Consider the following 19,956-nt stretch of genomic DNA (forward strand, 5'->3'; position numbering starts at 1 on the left):
TATTTTACTAATATTTTTATCAAATAAATGACTGGTATTATTTTAGTAATTGTGTCCCTGATCATCCTGCTGATTGCCGTTTTTTTATTCCTGAAAAAACCAAAAGCAGTTGAGCTGATCTCCGCTGATGAGTTGAGCAAACTCCGGTATGAGCATGATCAGCTTAAAATTTTATTAGCCAAAGCCGAGGAGAAATCTAACGGCTTAGCTGCTGAAAAAGAAAGCATTACCAACTTTTTAAAGGAGGAAAAGAACCGCCTGATTGACGAGCTTTTATACGAGCGTACCCAGTTGGCCCAGGCCAATCAATCGTTAGAAAGTGCCCGGGCCTACTATAAATCGCAGCAGGAAAAGCTGCAGGAGCAAAAGGCCGAGATAGAACAGATCCGTACCCAGTTTCAGCGCGAATTTGAAAATGTTGCCGAAAAGCTGCTTAAAGAAAAATCAAAGGAATTTACCGATATCAACCGCAGCAATTTAGATGTTATCCTTAACCCATTAAAGGAAAACCTGAAGGCTTTTGAAGATAAAGTAGAGAAAGTTTACAACATGGAAGCGGCCGAGCGGAATACGCTAAAAGGCGTGATCACCCAGCTGATGGACTTGAATAAACAGATCAGTGATGAAGCTCAAAACCTAACCAAAGCGCTTAAAGGGGATAACAAAAAACAAGGCAACTGGGGCGAGGTAATTTTGGAGCGGGTACTGGAACGCTCAGGCCTCGTTAGAGACCAGGAATATCGCATCCAGGCTGCCATGCAGGCCACAGACGGTACAAGATATCAACCCGATGTGATCATCGACCTACCCGATGAAAAGCACCTGATTATCGACTCCAAAGTATCTCTAAATGCGTACGAAAAGTTGGTTAATGCTGATACCGAGGACGACCGAAAACTATTTGCCAAAGCCCATGTGGAATCTATCCGCGGGCATGTTGCCGGTCTCTCAGCCAAAAAGTATCACGATTTATATAAGATCAATTCGCCCGATTTTGTGCTGCTTTTTGTACCGATAGAATCTTCTTTCAGTATTGCCGTACAACTGGATGGCGAACTGTTTAATTATGCCTGGGATAGGAAAGTGGTGATTGTTAGTCCGTCGACGTTACTGGCCACCCTGCGCACCATAGCCAGCATGTGGAAACAGGAACGCCAAAACCGTAATGTATTGGAAATAGCCCGTTTAAGCGGCGATATGTATGATAAGTTTGTTGGTTTTCTGAGTGATATGGACAGCATCGGCAAAAATATCAACCAAACGCAATCGGCTTATAATAATGCTATCAATAAATTATCGGAGGGTAGGGGCAACCTGACTACTACCGCCGAAAAGATCAAAAAGTTGGGAGCAAAGGCAGATAAGCAGATAGATCAGAAATATATTGGGGATGAGTAATTAAAGCTCGTTAACACTGCCAGATATGATGCGTTGGCGGATGCATTTGCTTTAAAAGTTATCCCCTCCATTATCATGGACAGATTAAAATTTATATTGCTAACCATGCTACTCATGTAATTTTGTTTGATACTATAAACAAGTTTGCCGCTTCCTTTACCGTTACCACTAATAGCTACCTCTGCTCCGTTTGTAGTAGTCTTCAAATCCATAGCCATCGATTGATCTATATCGAAATTTGCTATATCATTATTAACAGATATGAGTTTATAAACAAGCTTTATATTCATTTGCATATTGGTAAAGCCGGGTACGGGCATTGCCATGGGTATTTCCTGCGTAAAAGTCTCGCCAATTTTCATTGGCTTATCCGGAAATTGTAGTTTGTTACTGATGTTATTGATAATAGCAGTAACAGCTGATTTTATCTTTTCGTCTGTATTTTTTCCGGATACCGAATCGATATGTATTTTGCCCTCCGGCGACCCCGTTCCATAAAAAATTCGGTCTTTCAAAGGATCCGGGGTTTCAATCTGCTTCCCATTAAAATTCATTACCGACGGCATTCCCCAAAATGTCATCGTAAAAGGAAAAGAATTATCGCTATTTAGTTTTCCTGTAACTAAATCTAAATCATGACCATTATGCCCGGTTATGGTCGCTGGCAATTTCGTATTTTTCTTTATTTCGGCTATACTTGCTTCATCGCCTACAGCGTCTATCTCCATTTTAAGATCAGTTACCATTTTCACATGATATTTATGAAGCGACTTATATTTTATCTTAAAAATGGTTGAGTTTTGAGCAAAGCTTTTAGCTATAGTGAATAATAAAACACATGAGATTATGTATTTTTTCATTTTAAAAGATTTAGGTTTGATTTAAAAATAAAGTTTTTATCTATTAGTGTTTTTCCTGTTAAACCACCAATCGGCCTGTTTGGTAAACATCAGCGCCCATCCCCATAGTTCAACAATGATCTCGGCGAGGGTTAAAATGATGAGGTAAACCGGCATTTCTATAGCTTTTTTGGGAGCCGAACTATCATGTAAAATGCCGAAACTATACAGCAACGATGATCCGAGGAAAAATACATTCAGCAGTATCAAAACCGAAAGGATGATCCGGGCCCATTTCTTTCCTTCGCCGGTAACAAAGATCAAAAAGCCGACAGCGACGAATACAAACAGGATAGCCGAAAAATTGAAACCGTCCAGGTAATTATTCAACGTTTGGATCAGCAAGCCCAGGTAAAGCAATAAAATTCCCTTCACAAAAGCCCCGGGCGGCTTGCCATCGGGATGATTGTTAAGGTAAAATTTATCGAAAATATCCTGCAGCATTATTCAGCTTTTTTAAACGCGTTCCAGCCCTGGGCCTTCAATTCGTGTACAGTGCCGCTTTTGGTGATCAGGTTACAACCCGCCGATGGTTCGGTGATATAGCCGATGATGCTGATGTCCATTTTAAACTTGATCTTATCATAATCGGCCTGCTTCACGGTAAACAACAATTCATAATCTTCACCGCCGCTGAGCGCGCAAATAGTAGGATCGAGGTTAAATTCGCGGGCCGTTTCAAAGGTCATCGGATCAAGCGGAATTTTTTCCTCGTACAAGTTACAACCTTTGTTGCTTTGCTTACAGATGTGTAATAATTCGGAAGCCAAACCGTCAGATACATCGATCATAGCGGTTGGTTTTACCTCTATGCTTTTCAACAGTTCAACCACATCACGACGGGCTTCGGGCTTCAACTGACGCTCAACAATGTAATCTTTTCCTTCAAGGTCCGGCTGAATATTAGGATTTTCCAGGTAGATCAGCTTTTCCCGCTCCAGCAGTTGCAGGCCGGTATAAGCACCTCCCAAATCACCGGATACACAGATCAGGTCCCCTTCTTCAGCACCATTGCGGTATACAATATCAGCTTCATCGGCGTAGCCAATTGAAGTTACGCTGATTACCAAACCCTGTTTTGATGAAGTGGTATCACCACCGATCAAATCCACATTATATTTTTCACAGGCGATATAAATCCCCTGGTAAAGCTCCTCAATGGCCTCGAGCGGAAATTTGCTCGACATGCCGATAGACACAGTAACCTGCGACGCTATTCCATTCATCGCGTAAATGTCGCTCAGGTTTACCTGTATCGCTTTATAACCCAAATGCTTAAGCGGCGTGTACGCCAAATCAAAATGGATCCCTTCCAACAGCATATCGGTACTCACCAGCACTTTTTTACCGGCGAAATCAAGTACGGCCGCATCGTCGCCAACTCCCTTTTTTGAGCTTTCGTTAGTAAGCTTAATATTTTTTGTAAGGTGACCGATAAGGCCAAATTCGCCAAGTTCCTCTAAATTGGTTCTATCCTGATTTTCAAACATAGTTTTTGCGATTTCACCGATGACCTTTGATTTCACCGATTTTATTTTTCGGGCCGCAACCCGGTTTTACACCTTCCGCCGAAGGCGGGAAATTTTTTTTACACTTTCGGTCACGTACCAACCAAATTTTTCTCACCTCCAAAAACGGACGACAAATATATATACTCGAATTTCCCTTTAGCTTTTATACTTCTTAACAATAATGTGGATAACCCAATTTCTCGGGCTGCAACCTTTATACCTTATATCCGCCTTTGGCGGAAAAATTTTTTACGATTTTTAGCCTTTTTACAAGCAAGAAGGCACTTTTACACTAAAAATACTTTCAATTTTATAGCTCCCGGTTTTCCACAATTCCCCGGTTTATAACTTCCTGATCAAGGCCATCCAACTGATAAAAAATCGGTGAAGTCAACTTGTAATCGGTGTAATCCCAAAGAACTATAATCCAAGCTGCGCCGAAATTTCAAGCATGCGCTCAATCGGTTTCACTGCTTTTTCAATGATATGCTGTGGTACAGTTACCTCAGGCGTTTCATTTTTCAAACACAGGTATAACTTTTCCAGTGTGTTACGCTTCATGTGCGGGCAATCGTTGCATGCACAGTTGTTGTTTGGTGGCGCCGGAATAAAAATTTTATCCGGGTTTTCCTTTTGCATCTGGTGTAAAATGCCCGATTCCGTCGCTACAATAAATTCCTTGTCCTGGTGGCTGCCGGCATATTTTAAAATTCCGGTTGTTGAACCAACATAATCGGCCATTTCCAGTATAACATCCTCACATTCAGGATGTGCTAACAACTTTGCACCCGGATGGCGTTCTTTCAGTTTGGTGATCTTTTCTCTCGAAAATATCTCGTGAACCATACAGGCCCCATTCCACAATACCAGGTCGCGGCCGGTTTTTTTGGCTACGTACGCGCCAAGGTTTTTATCAGGTCCGAAAATGATCTTCTGATCCTTCGGTAAGCTCTCTACAATCTGCACAGCGTTGCTTGATGTACAAACAATGTCGGTTAAAGCTTTCAATTCAGCCGTACAGTTTACATAAGTGATCACCAGGTGATCGGGATAGTTTTCCTTAAACTTTTTAAACAAGTGCGGCGGACAACTATCTGCTAATGAACAACCTGCCTTCATATCAGGCAGTAAAACCTTCTTGGTTGGCGACAGGATCTTGGCAGTTTCGGCCATGAAATGTACACCTGCAAAAACAATGATATCTGCATCCGTTTTGGCGGCTTGCTGGGATAATCCCAAACTATCGCCAATGTAGTCGGCAATGTCCTGGATATCGCCATCCTGGTAATAGTGCGCCAGGATCACCGCATTCTTTTGCTTTTTTAATTTTTCAATTTCCGCGAAAAGATCAAGCGTCGGATCAATTTCTTCATCCACGTATCCTTTCAGATTTATTTCTTCGAAGGTATTCATTTCCACAATTCAATTAATAACAACTAATTTTTAAATTAAAAAGAACTATTGTTTATTAGGGTGTTGGTAATGTGCAAAAGTCGGAGTAATTTTTGTTTTAAAAGTTAGTTTTCACAATTTATTAACACTTATACACATTTTTCCACTAAAAATAGCGCTGATTTTTAGATAGGTATGACAATCAATTTTTATTTAAAAAAGTTTTATGTTAATATTTTCAGGGTTGACAAAATGTTAGCTTTATGACTAAAGCGTCGTAAAAGTCGCTCAAAAAATATTGATATTCGACCTGAGAAAGGGAGTTATACACACTGTAAACTATTTTTCACTTTTTGTTTACATAAACTTAACAGGTTATACAGCTGTTATTAACATTAGTACTACTTTTACACACATTCATCTAAAATATGACCCGAAATGTTGATTTCCTTGTAGTGGGTTCAGGGATAGCCGGATTAAGTTTTGCGCTCAAAGCCGCGAAGCATGGTAAGGTACTGATAGTTACAAAATCTAACGAAGACGAATCCAACACCAAATATGCCCAGGGGGGCGTTGCGGTGGTTGTGGATAAAAAAGAAGATTCTTTTGAAAAGCATATCCAGGATACCTTAATAAGTGGCGATGGGCTTTGCGACCGCGAAGTTGTTGAAGCAGTTGTTAAAGAAGGGCCCGAGCGCATCAATGAAATTATTGATTACGGAACTAATTTCGATAAGACAAACGAGGGTGTTTATGACCTGGCTAAAGAGGGGGGGCACTCCGAGTTTCGTGTGTTACATTACAAAGATGTAACTGGCTGGGAGATAGAGCGTTCACTTTTAGAGGAAATTCATAAAAACCCTAATATTGAGATACTTACACATTATTTTGCGGTTGATTTAATTACGCAGCACCATTTGGGCGAGTTGGTAGGTAAATCAAGTACGGATATTACCTGTTTCGGGATTTATGCGTTTAATACGGAAACCAAGATCGTCGAAAAGATCTTGTCTAAAGTTACGGTAATGGCTGCTGGTGGTGCCGGGCATATTTACGCGGTTACCACAAATCCAACAATCGCTACTGGTGATGGTATTGCTATGGTTTATCGTGCTAAAGGTAAAGTACGTAATATGGAGTTCATGCAATTCCATCCAACAGCTTTGTATAATCCCGGCGAGTATCCTTCTTTTCTCATATCTGAGGCTGTACGAGGTTTTGGCGGCGTGTTAAAGCGCACCAACGGCGAGGAATTTATGCACGAGTATGACGAGCGTAAATCTTTGGCACCCCGTGATATAACGGCAAGGGCTATTGATGCCGAGATCAAAAAATCGGGTGAAGACTTTGTTTATTTAGATGTAAGGCACCGAAGCAAGAAAGATATCCTGAACCATTTTCCTAATATTTATGCTAAATGCCTGGAGATTGGTATCGATATGACCAAAGATATGATTCCCGTTGCGCCGGCTTGTCATTATATGTGCGGCGGTATAATGGTTGATCATGTTGGGCAGTCGTCTATATTAAGGTTGTATGCCTGCGGCGAATGTTCATCAACAGGCCTGCATGGCGCTAATCGTTTGGCTTCAAATTCTTTATTAGAGGCGTTGGTTTTTGCTCACAGGATCTACGAAGACGCAATTAAGAATTTCGAAAATAATGTAATCCCCGATAATATCCCGGATTGGGATGAGAAGGGGGTGCAGCTGTCAAACGAAGATATCCTGGTTACCCACAACGTACGCGAAATGCAGAAGCTGATGAATGACTACGTTGGTATCGTTCGTTCCGATTTCAGGCTGGACAGGGCTCTGCGGAGGTTAAAATTATTATACGAAGAGACTGAAGATTTCTACAAGAAAACTAAGCTATCGGTTAAACTTTGCGAGCTGCGTAACCTGATCCAGGTATCGTTTATTGTCGTAAAATCGGCTATGTTGCGTAAAGAAAGCAGGGGATTGCATTATACGACCGATTATCCGGAGCATGCTGAACAGGTGCAGGATACGGTGTTTTAGTATAAAATATGTCATTGCGAGCGTAGCGTGGCAATCTCGTAGTCAATGCATATTCGACAAGCATAGCTACGAGATTGCTTCGTCGTTCCTCCTCGCAATGACATGAAAAAGAGCCTTTAGTGAGTGAGCGAAAAACGGGATTCGAACCCGCGGCCTTCAGTTTGGGAAACTGACGCTCTACCGACTGAGCTATTTTCGCTTATTTATAATCAAACATAAATAAAATTATTCAAATCACTAATCCATTAAATCAATAATTCACTAATTAAAGATATGCCAGTAATACTGCCCGTAAAAGATAAAAGCCCGGTTTGGGGTAAGGATTGTTTTATTGCCGAAAACTGTACTATAGTAGGGGATGTAGTTATGGGTGATAATTGCTCGGTATGGTTTAATGCGGTAATCCGTGGGGATGTGCATTATATCAAGATTGGAAATAATACCAATATCCAGGATGGTGCAGTAATTCATGCTACTTATTTAAAAGCGCCAACTAATATAGGTAATCATGTTTCTATTGGGCATAACGCGCTCGTACACGGCTGTACCTTGCATGACCATACATTGGTAGGGATGGGGGCAATTGTGATGGATCATGCGGTTGTAAATGAGTTTGTGATCATTGCTGCAGGCGCTGTAGTGCTGGAAAATACCATTTGCGAATCGGGCTATTTGTATGCCGGCATCCCTGCAAAAAAAATAAAGCCCCTTACTGATGAGCAAAGGGCTATGCTGAAGCAGCTGCCTCAAAATTATATCATGTATTCGGGCTGGTTTAAGGAGTAACTTTTTCCTTCGGAATAGTCACGGGCTCCTCCGCTTCCCAGTTTGGCCTCAGGGTGATGAGCTTTTCATTTAGCCAGATATTTTCGGGTTGTCGCTTCAACCTCACGTTACCGCTGTCCCATTTGCCGTTTTTATTTTCGTCGTAAATGATCCTCACATAGTATTTAGCGGCCAGGATCCCTTTATATACCAATGAGGTATTTTTGGTAATAGGGTCGCTTTGAATTAATTTTTTGTCTTCACTTAATAATTCAACCACATAGGCCTTGGGGGTATCAGGCACGGTTAACTTCACTGTAAGCTGGCTATAATTATCCAGCTTATTGATCTGGAATTTTTTAGACAGGCGTTTGTTTTTATCGCCGTAAATATCCGTCAATGCACCTTCATTGAGTATCAGTTCATATTTACTGGTTTCCCGCCATCGGTATTTTAAATTGAGCAGTTTATAATTGCCTGTATCTTTTTGGATGGTATAATCACTTGTAGCAACTGAATCTTCGTTTAAGGTAATTTGCGATTGGTCGAAGTTTTCGATGGGGATGCTTGCCGTGATCACCAAATTGCCGCCGGGTTTTAATTTACCGTCATTACCCATGTTATAGCTTGTTGTTACAACACGTGTAAAGCTTTCATTTTTACGTTTAAGCTGATAGATGGTATCTATAGGTTTGCCCTTGTCAAAAATGGCCACACGCAGGGAGTCAAAGTTCATATTACGCAAATAAACAGATGCTGTATCTTTTGTACGTGAAAACGATACCTGTTTTCTATCATCCACATTGGCAGGATAAATTACTTTGATCGCAGGCTGTGTCAGCCCTTTATTAAATACCAGTAATAACTTACCATCAGTATCAAAGCGTTTTTCGGATACCCTGAATTTTTCAGGATCTTGCTTGAATAAGTTTAATTGGACGTTCGAAGTATCGGCCCTGAGATGGATAGGTTTTTTCAGGAAGGCGATCAACTCTTCATCGCGGTTAAAAATTTTATCGGGGCTTGCTTCTTTTAGGGCATAGATGCGATAGTCATCTTCCCTTAAATTATTCAAAGCGAAATTTCCTGACGAATCGGTGAGGGCAAAAATAGACGGCTTCTTTTTTCCGAAGAGTGTGTCCTGCTTCACCGGGAAAATAAATACCAGTACATCTTTCTCTTTTTCCTGGGTGAGGGTATTGGTTACCGTACCGCTGATGCTTAATGAATCGATATGGCTGCCGGTAGAAAAAACATAAGTGAAATTTTTCAGGATGTTACTTTCATTAACATCTTGTATCGACTTTCCAAAATTGATAACGTAGGTGGTATTTTTTTGAAGGCTGTCTTTAAACTCAATTTTTAGTTTTCTTTTGTTTGATGAATACTCGGGTGGCTTCTCCATGGCCGGGCTCATGCTGATCTCCTGGTAAGCATTAGTGAGTTTAATGAATTCGTCAAATTCCAGGTCGATTTGTTTCGCAGCAAAATTCCTGGTTTTATTTCCGGGAATTGCCTTTACCAATTTGGGCGGGGTTTGGTCGCGCGGACCTCCTTGCGGTGGTTGTTGGGCTGCGCATCCAAAAATGAATAAAACAATAAAAATCAGTATTGAATTTTTGTAAAAAATAGCCGTTTTTGTGTTTAACATAGTTTTTAGGCGATATAAGCGATTTTTATGTTTTTATGAGAAGTACTATTAAAAAATAAAAATAATTGATTTTAAAGGACTTTTTATAATTAATTAATTATCAGATATTTACGTTTTATCTCGATACATGAACCATCAAAACTGAAATATCGGAGGGTGAAACGCCAGAAATTCTTGAAGCCTGGCCCAAAGTGCGTGGTTTTATCCTCATCAATTTTTCGCGCGCTTCTTTGGAGAGCGATACCAATGTGTGATAATCAAAATTTGGATTGATCTCGCGGTCTTCCATTTTTTTCATCCTATCAACTATCTCCATCTCCTTGATGAAATAACTCTCATATTTGATTTTTATTTCAGCCTGCTCAATAGTTTCTTTATCGTAGGCCGAAAGTAACTCGGCCAAAGGAGCGTCGGCTTTTTTAAGGTCATTAAAGGTTACCTGTGGGCGGCTCAATAAATTGAATAGTTTTGTGCTTTGTGCAAGCGGACTGGTACCCAACTCTTCCATCAGGGTGTTAACTGTTGATGGATCGATGGACTTGTTTTTGGTATAAGCTACAATATCATCAGAGTTTTTAATCTTTTGATTTACTTTTTCCAAGCGCTCATCACTAATCAATCCCAATTCATGACCCATAGGAGAGAGCCTGATATCGGCGTTATCCTGGCGTAATAAAAGTCTATGTTCAGCCCTTGAAGTGAACATGCGGTAAGGCTCTTCGGTACCTTTAGTTACCAGGTCATCTATCAAAACACCTATATATGACTCTGCTCTTTTCAGGATCAATTCATGTTTATCATTAATTTTTTGGTGAGCGTTGATGCCTGCAATGAAGCCTTGTGAAGCTGCCTCTTCATAACCGGTAGTACCATTGATTTGCCCGGCGAAGTACAGGTTGCTGATCTGTTTAGTCTCTAAGGTTAAACCTAATTGTGTAGGAGGGAAGAAATCGTACTCAATAGCATAACCCGGCCTGAACATTTTTGCATTCTCAAAGCCTGGTATTTTGGTGAGTGCTTTGTATTGTACATCCTCGGGTAAGGAGGTAGAGAAACCATTTACGTAGATCTCAACGGTATTTAAACCTTCCGGTTCAACAAAAATCTGGTGGCGATCGCGCTCGGCAAACCTGTTAATTTTATCTTCAATTGAAGGGCAATAACGTGGACCTAAACCTTTGATCCGACCAGTAAACATAGGTGATCTTTCAAAGCCTTCTTTCAAAGTTTCGTGTACATTGGTATTGGTATAGGTAATCCAGCAGCAGCGTTGTTCTTCTATAAATGGTACGTCGGTAAAGGAAAATTTGCCTCTTACGGGATCGCCCCATTGCTCTTCCATCAAGCTATAGTTTAAACTGCGACCGTCAACACGGGGTGGGGTACCGGTCTTCATTCTACCTGCTTCAAAGCCTAATTCAACCAATTGCTCGGTTAAACCTGTAGCTGCTTTTTCACCTGTACGGCCTCCGCCAAATCTTTTTTCGCCAATATGGATCACACCATTCAGGAAGGTTCCGTTAGTTAATACAACGGCATCCGCTTCAATTTCGATACCGATAGAGGTACGAACACCTGCTACGGTATTATTTTTTACCAGCAGAGAGGTAACTGTGTCTTGCCAAAAATCAACGTTAGGGGTGCGTTCTAATGATAAACGCCACTCTTCGGCAAACCGCATACGGTCGCTTTGAGCACGCGGGCTCCACATTGCGGGGCCTTTTGATTGATTAAGCATCCGGAACTGGATAGATGTTTTATCAGTTATAATGCCCGAATATCCACCCAAAGCATCTATCTCCCGCACTATTTGTCCCTTAGCAACACCACCCATGGCTGGGTTACAACTCATCTGTGCAATGGTACCCATATTCATGGTTATCAGCAAAACTGATGAACCCAAATTAGCAGCGGCAGCCGCAGCTTCACAGCCTGCGTGCCCGGCACCTACTACTATTACATTATATTTCTTAAACATTTTATCCTCCTTGTTCCACTTTTGGTAAGTCTTGAGTTACAGATTTTAAGTCTTATGTTGACTTAATGGTTCTTTAATTCAAGATTTGTTCCACGTGGAACTTTAATTTTATTTTCGCCGATTTTTTCGTTGGTACTTTTAACTTACTGCTTAGAGTTTAGACTTAGCTACAAAATTACCTCAATTAAACAGATGTTCCACGTGGAACCCTGAATAATGATATTAAAGCTACAAACCCCCAAACGCCTTCTAATACCACAAAAGGATAGAAGTTTACCATGTATGATGCATAGCAACAGGTGCCTGCGCCAATAAGGTTTAAAAGGCTGTAAAGCTTGCTTTCGGTAGGTAGTTTCTTAGTTAAATTTAACAGAAACGCTATTAAAAGTATAATTACACCTATTGACGCTATAATATCTGATATTTTCATTATCCTTCGTTTAGCTCGGTTAATTCCATCCAACGGGCGCTTTTATCGTCCAGTTGTTTGTTTAAAAACTCTATTTGCTTTAGTATTTCATCAAGCTTTTTAGGATCAATACCTGAAGCGTTCAGTTGTTCGTTTTTATCTTTTATACTTGTCTCAATGGCGTTGATCTCACCTTCAATGTTTTCTAATTCTTTGGCTTCTTTATAGCTTAACTTACTTTTTTTAGCCGCTGGAGCAGTTGTTTGGGCTACAGTAGTAGGTTTTTTAGCTTGTTGTTTGGCTTCTTCCAGTTCAAGCCTGTACGATGAGTAGTTTCCATTAAAGATGCGCACGTGACCTTTTTCTTCCATGATGAAAAGCTGGTCAGTAAGCTTATCCAGCAGATACCTGTCGTGCGATACCATCATCAATACACCTCCGTAGTTGGTTAAAAACTCTTCCAATACATTTAAAGTGTCGATATCCAAATCATTGGTGGGCTCATCCAGTATCAGAAAGTTCGGGTTCTTCATCAGGATGCTCATTAGCTGCAAGCGTTTCTTTTCACCACCGCTTAGTTTGGATATAAAACCATACTGTTTGGCAGGAGGGAAGAGAAACAAGGTAAGCAAAGCAGAGGCTGAAATGGTTTTGCCATCGGCCATGGTAATAAATTCTGCAACGTTCTTTACAATATCAATTACGCGTTCGTCTTCCTTAAAAGTAATGCCTGCCTGATGGAAATAACCTATTACAGTTGTTTCTCCTTTTACTACAGTGCCTTTATCGGGTTGTAAAGCGCCTGTGATGATATTTAAAAGGGTTGATTTCCCGCTGCCGTTTTTTCCGGCTAAACCAATCCTGTCGCCTTTTTTAAATATATAACTGAAGTTATTGATATAAGTATTACCATTGAATGATTTGTACAGGTGATCTATTTCCATGATCTTATTACCCTGGCGCGATGTTTTAACACTTAGTTCAACCTTATCGCGGATACCACCATTCTTCGTCTTTTCTTCCAGGTCATAATACGCATCGATGCGGGCTTTTGATTTAGTACCACGTGCCTGCGGCTGGCGGCGCATCCATTCCAACTCTTTCCTTAACAGGTTGGAGTTTTTCTGAAATGCCGCTTCATCTGCTGCTTCACGCTCGGCTTTCTTTTCGAGGTAATAACCGTAGCTGCCATTGTAAGGCTGGATCTTGCCACGATCGATCTCCAGGATCTCGTTACATACATTATCCAGGAAATACCTGTCGTGCGTAACCATCAATATGGTTTTGTTGCCTTCAGTCAGTAATTTCTCCAGCCATTCTATCGTATCAATATCCAGGTGGTTGGTAGGCTCATCCAGTATATAAACTTCCGGGTCTTCAATAAGCAGCTTGGCTAAAGCTAAACGTTTCTTTTGCCCGCCCGATAGGGTAGTGATATGCTGATTGAGGTGGTGGATATCTAACCGACCTAAAATCGTTTTGATCTTGTACTCATATTCCCAGGCATCAACCTCGCTCATCTCTTCCATTACCTTTTCAATGGCTTTGGTATTTTCGGGGTCGTTCTCCATCAACTCCTCATACCTGCGGATGAGCTGCTGCTGCACATCATCAGCATGAAAAATATAATCGCTGATGGTAACCGCGTTTTTAAAGTTTGGATCCTGCTCCAGGTAACCCATATTAAGGTCACGGGCTTGCACTACTTTGCCTTCGGTAGGTTTTATAGTACCGCCCAATATTTTTAGAAGGGTAGATTTGCCGGCACCATTAACGCCTACAAGCGCAACCTTACGGCCACGGTTAATACCTATGGTTACATTTTTAAATAACCAGTTGTCATGAAATTGATGGCCAAGGTTCTCGGCAGAAAGATAAGTACTCACGATAGTTGTTTTATTTTATCCGACTCGTATATAAATACACCAGTCGTTTGTTTTGTTGATTGTAGATACATGGCCATAGCAACGATTGAGGCATCAATGCTTTGGTATTTTTTCCAGCTTCCAAAAAGCAATGGATTTATAACTTTCATTAAGCCGTTTAAAAACTTTTCCATTGGTCGGCTTTCCTGCCTGTCGCCGGCTAAAAAAGATGGCCTGTAAATATGAATAGCGGGGATACCCGTAGCTGTGATATCAGCTTCAGTTTCTCCTTTAGTTTTCGTATAAAAATTAACACCATTTATATCGGCTCCAATGGAGGATACCAAATGATATTGTTCAAGCCCGTTTGGCTTAGCCAATTGTGCCAGTAATAACGGATAATCATGATCTATCTTGCGATAGACAGCTAAATCTGGCGTTTTCTTTTTTGTTGATCCTAAACAGCCGAACAAAGCGTACCCATTCAGCTCGTTTTTGTATGTCTCGGGCTGTTCAAAGTCAATAACAAGCTGCTTTAATTTATGATGTTGAAGGGGTAATTTTTTTCTTACCAGGATCAACACTTCATCATAATAGGCTTGTTCCAATAAAATTTGCAGGAGATGACTGCCAATAAGTCCGCTTGAGCCTGCAATAACAGCTTTTTTTGCCATTACTTATTGATTTTTCGCAAAAATACGCATAATTAAATTGTGGAATAAATATTGTGTGTTTAAACATATAATTAAATAGTAACATGAAAACAATATTTTATCCCGAATCAGAACGGGGCCATAACGATATAGGCTGGTTAAAAGCAAACTTCTCATTCAGCTTTGCATCATATTATAATCCAGAAAAAATGAATTTCGGAGCGCTACGGGTTTTGAATGATGATATTATTGCAGCGGGCCGCGGTTTTGGAAGCCATCCGCATGATAATATGGAAATTATAACCATCCCGTTAAAAGGAGGGTTGGAGCATAAGGATAGCATGGGTAATACCGGGGTAGTGAATGCGGGGGAGGTGCAGGTAATGTCGGCGGGTACAGGTGTATATCATTCAGAGTATAATGCATCGCATAAAGAAGCGGCAAATACCCTTCAGATTTGGCTTTGTCCAAAAGAAAGGAATATCCAGCCCCGTTACGATCAGATGAGTTTTAAAGAGCGTTTTAAATTGAATGAGCTCACTACGCTGATATCGCCGCAAAAAAGCAAAGACACCCTTTGGATAAACCAGGATGCCACATTTTCGATGGGTAAGTTTGAGGCGGGGCAAACAATAAATTATGATATTAAAACAAAAGGCAATGGCGCTTACATTTTTGTGTTGGATGGAGCGGCTAAAATAAACAGCCAGGTTTTAAACAAAAAAGATGCGCTGGGCGTTTATGATACAAGTTCACTTACAATTATAACCGAAGAGCCCTCCCGTTTCCTGATCATTGATGTACCGATGTCATAATCAGTATTTAGCCTGAATCCATAAAGTGAATATTATTGAAAGTTCAAAAACAATTGAGCATTGCTTTGTTGTTGTTTACAATTATTTAAGATTCACTGATGGAAGCACAGCAGGAACTAAGCGGATGGAGGAAATGGCTGGAAGGCATAGGCGACTATGTGGTGTTCTTCTCACGTTTTTTCCGCAATATATTTACCGGCGGCTTTGAATGGTCGGAATTTGTGAGGCAATGTTACGAAATAGGCTATCGTTCCATGATGCTGGTGGGTATCACCTCCTTTATTATGGGCCTGGTGCTTATTTTGCAGCTCAGACCGTCGCTGGTAGATCTTGGCGCCGAAAGCATGTTGCCCAAAACATTGTCGGTAGCCCTTGTGCGCGAAATTGGGCCTGTTATTACGGCTATTATCTGTGCCGGCAAAATAGCATCGAGTATTGGCGCCGAGCTGGGCAGTATGAAAGTTACCGAACAGATTGATGCTATGGAAGTATCGGGTGCAAACCCCGTCCAATACCTGGTGGTAACGCGCATACTGGCAACCAGCTTTATGATTCCGCTATTAACCGTTATAGGCGATGCTATTGGGCTTTTTGGTGGTTTCCTGGCGCTCAACTTCACCGATAGCATTAGTTTTTCCCTCTATTTCAATAAATGTATAGCCTCGCTCGATTTTTCGGATCTGCTGCCTGCAGTTGCCAAAACGGTGCTTTTTGGGTTTGCGGTTGGTTTTGTGGGATGTTATAAAGGTTATCACTCTGATAAAGGCACTGAAAGTGTAGGCATAGCTGCAAACTCGGCCGTGGTAACTGCCTCCTTGTGGATTTTTATTATTGATGCGATAGCCGTTCAGATCACCAGTTTGTTATTTTATAAATGAGATGAAAGAAACAAACCAACATACTGAAGCCGAAAAGGAACTATCAGCTCAAAAAAAAGAAGTGGTGATCCGCGCTAAGGGGATCAAAAAGTCCTTTGGCAAAAAGCAGGTGCTTAAGGATATCAGTTTTGACTTAAAAAAGGGTGAAAATATCGTTGTACTGGGGAAATCAGGGCAGGGAAAATCGGTTACTATTCAGTGTGTTGTAGGTATGTTACAGCCCGATGGCGGCAGCCTGGAAGTATTTGGTGAAGATATTACCACGATGGACGATGATGAGCTTAAACAGCTTAGGATAAAGATAGGCTTCCTTTTTCAGGGCGGTGCTTTGTATGATTCCATGACGGTAAGGGATAACCTGGAGTTTCCGCTTACCAGGGTATTGAAGCTCAAAGACCAGAAAGAAATTAATAAAAAGGTTGAAGGTGTACTGGATGCAGTTGGTTTGCTTGATGCCATAGATAAAATGCCGTCAGATCTGTCGGGCGGGATGCGGAAAAGGGTAGGACTGGCCCGTACACTGATCGTTAACCCCGAAATTATGTTGTATGATGAGCCCACTACCGGGCTTGATCCCATAACATCCCGCGAGATCAGTGAACTGATTAACCGGCTGCAACGGAAGTATGAAATATCATCTGTCATCATTACCCACGACATGGAATGTGCCCGCATTACGGCCGACCGGATCCTGGTAATGGATGATGGTAAATATATAGCCGAGGGCTCGTACAAAGAGCTCGAAAAATCAGACAACGAAATGGTCAGATCATTTTTTAACGTATCAGCATGAAAACCACATCATCTCAAAAAATAAAAATAGGCCTGTTCACCTTTTTAGGATTGGCAGTGCTGTTGGTAGCTATTTTTTTAATAGGTAACCAAAAAAGCCTGTTCAATTCTACCTTTCATGTTTATGGACGGTTTAAAAATGTGAGCGGCCTGCAGGTAGGTAATAATGTACGCTTCGCGGGTATTAATGTGGGAGTGGTACAATCTATTAATATCGTGACCGATAGCTCGGTACGGGTGGACCTTACACTGAATAAAAGCGTTAAAAAGTTTATAAAAAAAGATTCGAAGCTGAGCATAGGCAGTGATGGTTTGATGGGGGATAAGCTGGTGGTAATTGCACCCGGCGGTATTGTTAGCCACGAGGAGATTGAAGATGGCGGCCGTTTAAGTTCGATAAACCCGGTCGACGTAGACAAGATCATTAATAAACTTACCCGCGTGGCCGATAACGCCGAATCATTAACCGAAAATTTAACCGGCATAGTCGCCAAGATTAATAATGGGCAGGGCAGTATTGGCCGCCTGTTGAACAGCGACAAAATGGCGCGCGACCTGGAAGGCACTGTTAAACAGGCCCGTACTACTATCAAAACAGTCCATACTACAACCAATACGCTTAATGAGGACCTTACCGCGGCCCAGCATAACTTTTTGTTAAGAGGTTTCTTTAACAAGAAGAAGAAGCGTGAACAACAAAGGCAGGACAGCATTAAAAAAGCCCAGGAGAAGATTAAAGAGGATAAGGAAAAAGCAGCGAAAGAAGCCCAAAAGCAAAGGGAAAAAGCAGCTAAGGAAGCTGCTGATAAGCAGAAGGATAATAATTGATGATTTGCCAGGTAGTTAAGTTAAAAGCATTTTAATTGACACCGAGCAGTTTTCAAAGGTTATATTTTTCAAAGGCATTCGTTAATTTAAAAACCTATTATTGTTGCAGAATAATAAGCCGGGTACAACCCGGTAGTTAATTACAATGCTATGCCTGTATTACTCCTTTTTGCCGGTTTTATATTGATATTTTTTAGCCTGGGTATTTATTATAAACCAGGCAATAGCAGAAAAGAGATCCTACTGATCAGTATAATATTGTTTTCTGTGTTAATAGTATTCATTACCGAATTGTTAAGTAGCCTGCACCGGTTAAACTTTTTAGGCATATTAATTTCATGGGGCTTGTTTGGTGTTATCAATGCAGTTTATTTGTATTTGAATAAAAACAGGTTGTTTAGTTTCATCAATAATATAAAGCTTGACACAGGTAAAAAACTAAAAACATTAACTAAACTTCAACTTACGTTAATGGCTGGGATTGCGCTTATGCTGATATTGATTTTTATCCAGGGCATAATATATCCTCCAAATAATTGGGATTCCATGACTTATCACCTCGCAAGGATCACCAGTTGGGTAAGTCATCAATCGGTAGATCATTATGCAACTGATATTACACGCCAGCTGTATCAGCCCCCCTTTGCCGAATATGTAATAATGCATATCAATTTGCTATCGGGGGGAGATTATCTTTCAAATGCTGTGCAGTTCTTTTATTTTTTATTTGTGGTGTTAGCTATAGTGCTAATCATTGAAAAGCTTGGCCTTGGGCGCGAATATAAAATAGCCGGGATATTGTTAACCTGCACTGTTCCTGAAGTTATTTTGCAGGCTTCAAGTACCCAAAATGATGTTGTGATATCGCTATTCGTAATATCAGCTTTGTATTTTGCCATAGAGGCTGCAAAAACCTGTAAACTCAAACATTTTATTTTTTTTGGTTTTTCAATCGGCTTAAGTGTTTTTACTAAAGGCACCGGTTATTTATACCTTACCCCGATTATTCTCTTCGCAATTATTACCGTTGTAATAAGTTTTAGTAAAACATTTAAATACAATTACTTGTGGTTTTCGCTTGTTGCTGTAATGTGCTTTTTGTCGGTAAATGCAGGGCATTATAGCCGCAATTATAAGTTGTGGGGCAATATATTAGGCCTTGATAAACAGGAATCAAAAGAGTATTCGAACCAAAAAATGAACGCCGGGTTCTTTTTATCAAACTGCATAAAAAATGCGGGTTTACATTTATGCCTGATGTATGTTGGTGACGTTGCACAAGTATCAGATAGTGTTATTTATAAATTCCATCGTATAGTAGGTATTGATATCAATGATCCTGCCGTTAATTATCGTAATAATAAATTCAGCACAAAAAGCCCGGTTACCAACGAGGATACTGCACCTAATATGCTTCATTTTATTTTTTCGTTTGCCGCCTTTATGATGTTAGTGATTCAAGGGGTTTTCAGTAAGGGAAAAAAGATGAACCAATATGTTATATGGTTAATGGTGATAATTATGCTCCAGGTTTCGTTGTTCTGCTTATATTTAAAATGGCAGCCCTGGCATTCAAGGCTTCATATTCCGTTTTTCCTGCTCTCGATACCGTTAATTTGTTCTGCTCTGAACAATTTCAGGTTATTTAAGAAATTATTTAATGGTATAGTCCCCCTATTTTTGGTGTATGCGTTGTTGGTTGTGCTTCATAACAGCCTCAGGCCTTATACCAATATTATAAACCAACCTCGTTACCAGCAGTACTTTGTAAACAAACCCGAATCATACAAGGAATATAATGGAGTATATCAATCTATTAAAGATTCAAACTACAGTAATATAGGCATTAACCTCGGGATAGATGACTGGCAATACCCTTTGTTTAAAGACTGTTTTAGCAGGCCAATAAACCCCATCTATGTTAACGTAGCTAATGTGTCAAATAAGCTGTATGTCACACCCGAAAAACTTGATTGTATAGTTTCTACTATTATTAATAAACCTTACATGGATTTTAATGGAAGGCGCTTCTACAACCAATCGGTAAAGAATAAAATTATTTTTTTATATAAATAACTTTAGATCAGTTGGTTGTATTTTA

General features: G+C 40.5%; 17 protein-coding genes and 1 tRNA gene. 8 read left to right on the forward strand and 10 right to left on the reverse strand.

Going from position 1 to position 19,956, the window contains the following annotated elements; translation table 11 throughout:
* The first annotated feature begins 27 nt into the window (after nt 1-27).
* Entirely contained in the window at nt 28-1,398 is a 1,371-nt protein-coding gene (gene rmuC / locus FHW88_RS14370) for a DNA recombination protein RmuC (protein ID WP_176626278.1), read from the forward strand.
* Here the strand turns inward: rmuC and FHW88_RS14375 are convergent.
* From FHW88_RS14375 to nadA, 4 genes are all read right to left on the reverse strand, one after another.
* Nucleotides 1,374-2,258 (reverse strand): DUF6263 family protein, encoded by an 885-nt coding sequence (locus FHW88_RS14375; protein WP_176626280.1) that lies wholly within the window; start codon nt 2,256-2,258, stop codon nt 1,374-1,376. The two genes, rmuC and FHW88_RS14375, sit on opposite strands and share 25 nt — an antisense overlap.
* Nucleotides 2,259-2,294: 36 nt before the next feature.
* Nucleotides 2,295-2,741, reverse strand: coding sequence for a hypothetical protein (locus FHW88_RS14380; protein WP_176626282.1), 447 nt, complete (start codon nt 2,739-2,741; stop codon nt 2,295-2,297).
* Nucleotides 2,741-3,787 carry a thiamine-phosphate kinase gene (thiL, locus tag FHW88_RS14385; RefSeq protein ID WP_112653137.1) on the reverse strand — a complete coding sequence of 349 codons (1,047 nt, stop codon included), beginning with the start codon at nt 3,785-3,787 and terminating at the stop codon, nt 2,741-2,743. Before thiL ends, FHW88_RS14380 begins: the two co-directional genes overlap by 1 nt.
* A 441-nt stretch (nt 3,788-4,228) precedes the next feature.
* The gene (gene nadA / locus FHW88_RS14390) at nt 4,229-5,221 is read right to left on the reverse strand and encodes a quinolinate synthase NadA (protein ID WP_090532733.1); all 993 of its coding nucleotides are present in this window, start codon (nt 5,219-5,221) and stop codon (nt 4,229-4,231) included.
* A gap of 407 nt (nt 5,222-5,628) precedes the next feature.
* Here nadA and nadB point away from each other — a divergent pair, with 407 nt between their 5' ends.
* Nucleotides 5,629-7,221: an L-aspartate oxidase gene (nadB, locus tag FHW88_RS14395; protein ID WP_090532736.1), complete on the forward strand. Its 1,593-nt coding sequence runs from the start codon at nt 5,629-5,631 to the stop codon at nt 7,219-7,221.
* Between the two features lie 126 nt (nt 7,222-7,347).
* On the opposite strand, the gene FHW88_RS14400 is transcribed toward nadB, so the two are convergent.
* Nucleotides 7,348-7,420: transfer RNA gene (locus FHW88_RS14400), tRNA-Gly, on the reverse strand.
* Nucleotides 7,421-7,494: 74 nt separating this feature from the next.
* Between FHW88_RS14400 and FHW88_RS14405 the strand changes: the two genes are divergently transcribed.
* Nucleotides 7,495-8,007 (forward strand): gamma carbonic anhydrase family protein, encoded by a 513-nt coding sequence (locus FHW88_RS14405; RefSeq protein ID WP_176626284.1) that lies wholly within the window; start codon nt 7,495-7,497, stop codon nt 8,005-8,007.
* Here FHW88_RS14405 and FHW88_RS14410 read toward each other — a convergent pair.
* From FHW88_RS14410 to FHW88_RS14430, 5 genes are all read right to left on the reverse strand, one after another.
* Nucleotides 7,997-9,637, reverse strand: a complete 1,641-nt coding sequence (locus tag FHW88_RS14410; protein WP_176626286.1) for an Ig-like domain-containing protein — start codon at nt 9,635-9,637, stop codon at nt 7,997-7,999. The genes FHW88_RS14405 and FHW88_RS14410 overlap by 11 nt on opposite strands.
* Nucleotides 9,638-9,752: 115 nt before the next feature.
* Nucleotides 9,753-11,615, reverse strand: coding sequence for a tRNA uridine-5-carboxymethylaminomethyl(34) synthesis enzyme MnmG (gene mnmG, locus FHW88_RS14415; RefSeq protein ID WP_176626288.1), 1,863 nt, complete (start codon nt 11,613-11,615; stop codon nt 9,753-9,755).
* Nucleotides 11,616-11,799: 184 nt separating this feature from the next.
* Nucleotides 11,800-12,045 (reverse strand): CBU_0592 family membrane protein, encoded by a 246-nt coding sequence (locus tag FHW88_RS14420; protein ID WP_218117196.1) that lies wholly within the window; start codon nt 12,043-12,045, stop codon nt 11,800-11,802.
* The gene (locus tag FHW88_RS14425; protein ID WP_176626290.1) at nt 12,045-13,910 is read right to left on the reverse strand and encodes an ABC-F family ATP-binding cassette domain-containing protein; all 1,866 of its coding nucleotides are present in this window, start codon (nt 13,908-13,910) and stop codon (nt 12,045-12,047) included. The genes FHW88_RS14420 and FHW88_RS14425 overlap by 1 nt, the downstream gene beginning before the upstream one ends.
* Nucleotides 13,907-14,563, reverse strand: a complete 657-nt coding sequence (locus FHW88_RS14430) for a nucleoside-diphosphate sugar epimerase (RefSeq protein WP_176626292.1) — start codon at nt 14,561-14,563, stop codon at nt 13,907-13,909. Before FHW88_RS14430 ends, FHW88_RS14425 begins: the two co-directional genes overlap by 4 nt.
* A gap of 83 nt (nt 14,564-14,646) precedes the next feature.
* Between FHW88_RS14430 and FHW88_RS14435 the strand changes: the two genes are divergently transcribed.
* The 5 genes from FHW88_RS14435 (at nt 14,647) to FHW88_RS14455 (ending at nt 19,931) form a co-directional block, all read left to right on the forward strand.
* Nucleotides 14,647-15,357, forward strand: coding sequence for a pirin family protein (locus FHW88_RS14435; protein WP_176626294.1), 711 nt, complete (start codon nt 14,647-14,649; stop codon nt 15,355-15,357).
* A 98-nt stretch (nt 15,358-15,455) separates the two neighbouring features.
* Nucleotides 15,456-16,235 carry an MlaE family ABC transporter permease gene (locus FHW88_RS14440; protein ID WP_090532750.1) on the forward strand — a complete coding sequence of 260 codons (780 nt, stop codon included), beginning with the start codon at nt 15,456-15,458 and terminating at the stop codon, nt 16,233-16,235.
* A gap of 1 nt (nt 16,236) precedes the next feature.
* Nucleotides 16,237-17,028, forward strand: a complete 792-nt coding sequence (locus FHW88_RS14445; RefSeq protein ID WP_176626296.1) for an ABC transporter ATP-binding protein — start codon at nt 16,237-16,239, stop codon at nt 17,026-17,028.
* A complete protein-coding gene (locus FHW88_RS14450) occupies nt 17,025-17,855 on the forward strand; it encodes an MlaD family protein (RefSeq protein ID WP_176626298.1) in 831 nt (276 codons plus the stop codon). Before FHW88_RS14445 ends, FHW88_RS14450 begins: the two co-directional genes overlap by 4 nt.
* Before the next feature lie 150 nt (nt 17,856-18,005).
* On the forward strand, nt 18,006-19,931 hold the full coding sequence (locus FHW88_RS14455; protein WP_176626300.1) for a glycosyltransferase family 39 protein: 1,926 nt from the start codon (nt 18,006-18,008) through the stop codon (nt 19,929-19,931).
* The last annotated feature ends 25 nt before the right edge of the window (nt 19,932-19,956 follow it).

The sequence above is a fragment of the Mucilaginibacter sp. SG538B genome (genome assembly GCF_013376065.1).
In the GTDB taxonomy this organism is placed as follows: domain Bacteria; phylum Bacteroidota; class Bacteroidia; order Sphingobacteriales; family Sphingobacteriaceae; genus Mucilaginibacter; species Mucilaginibacter rubeus.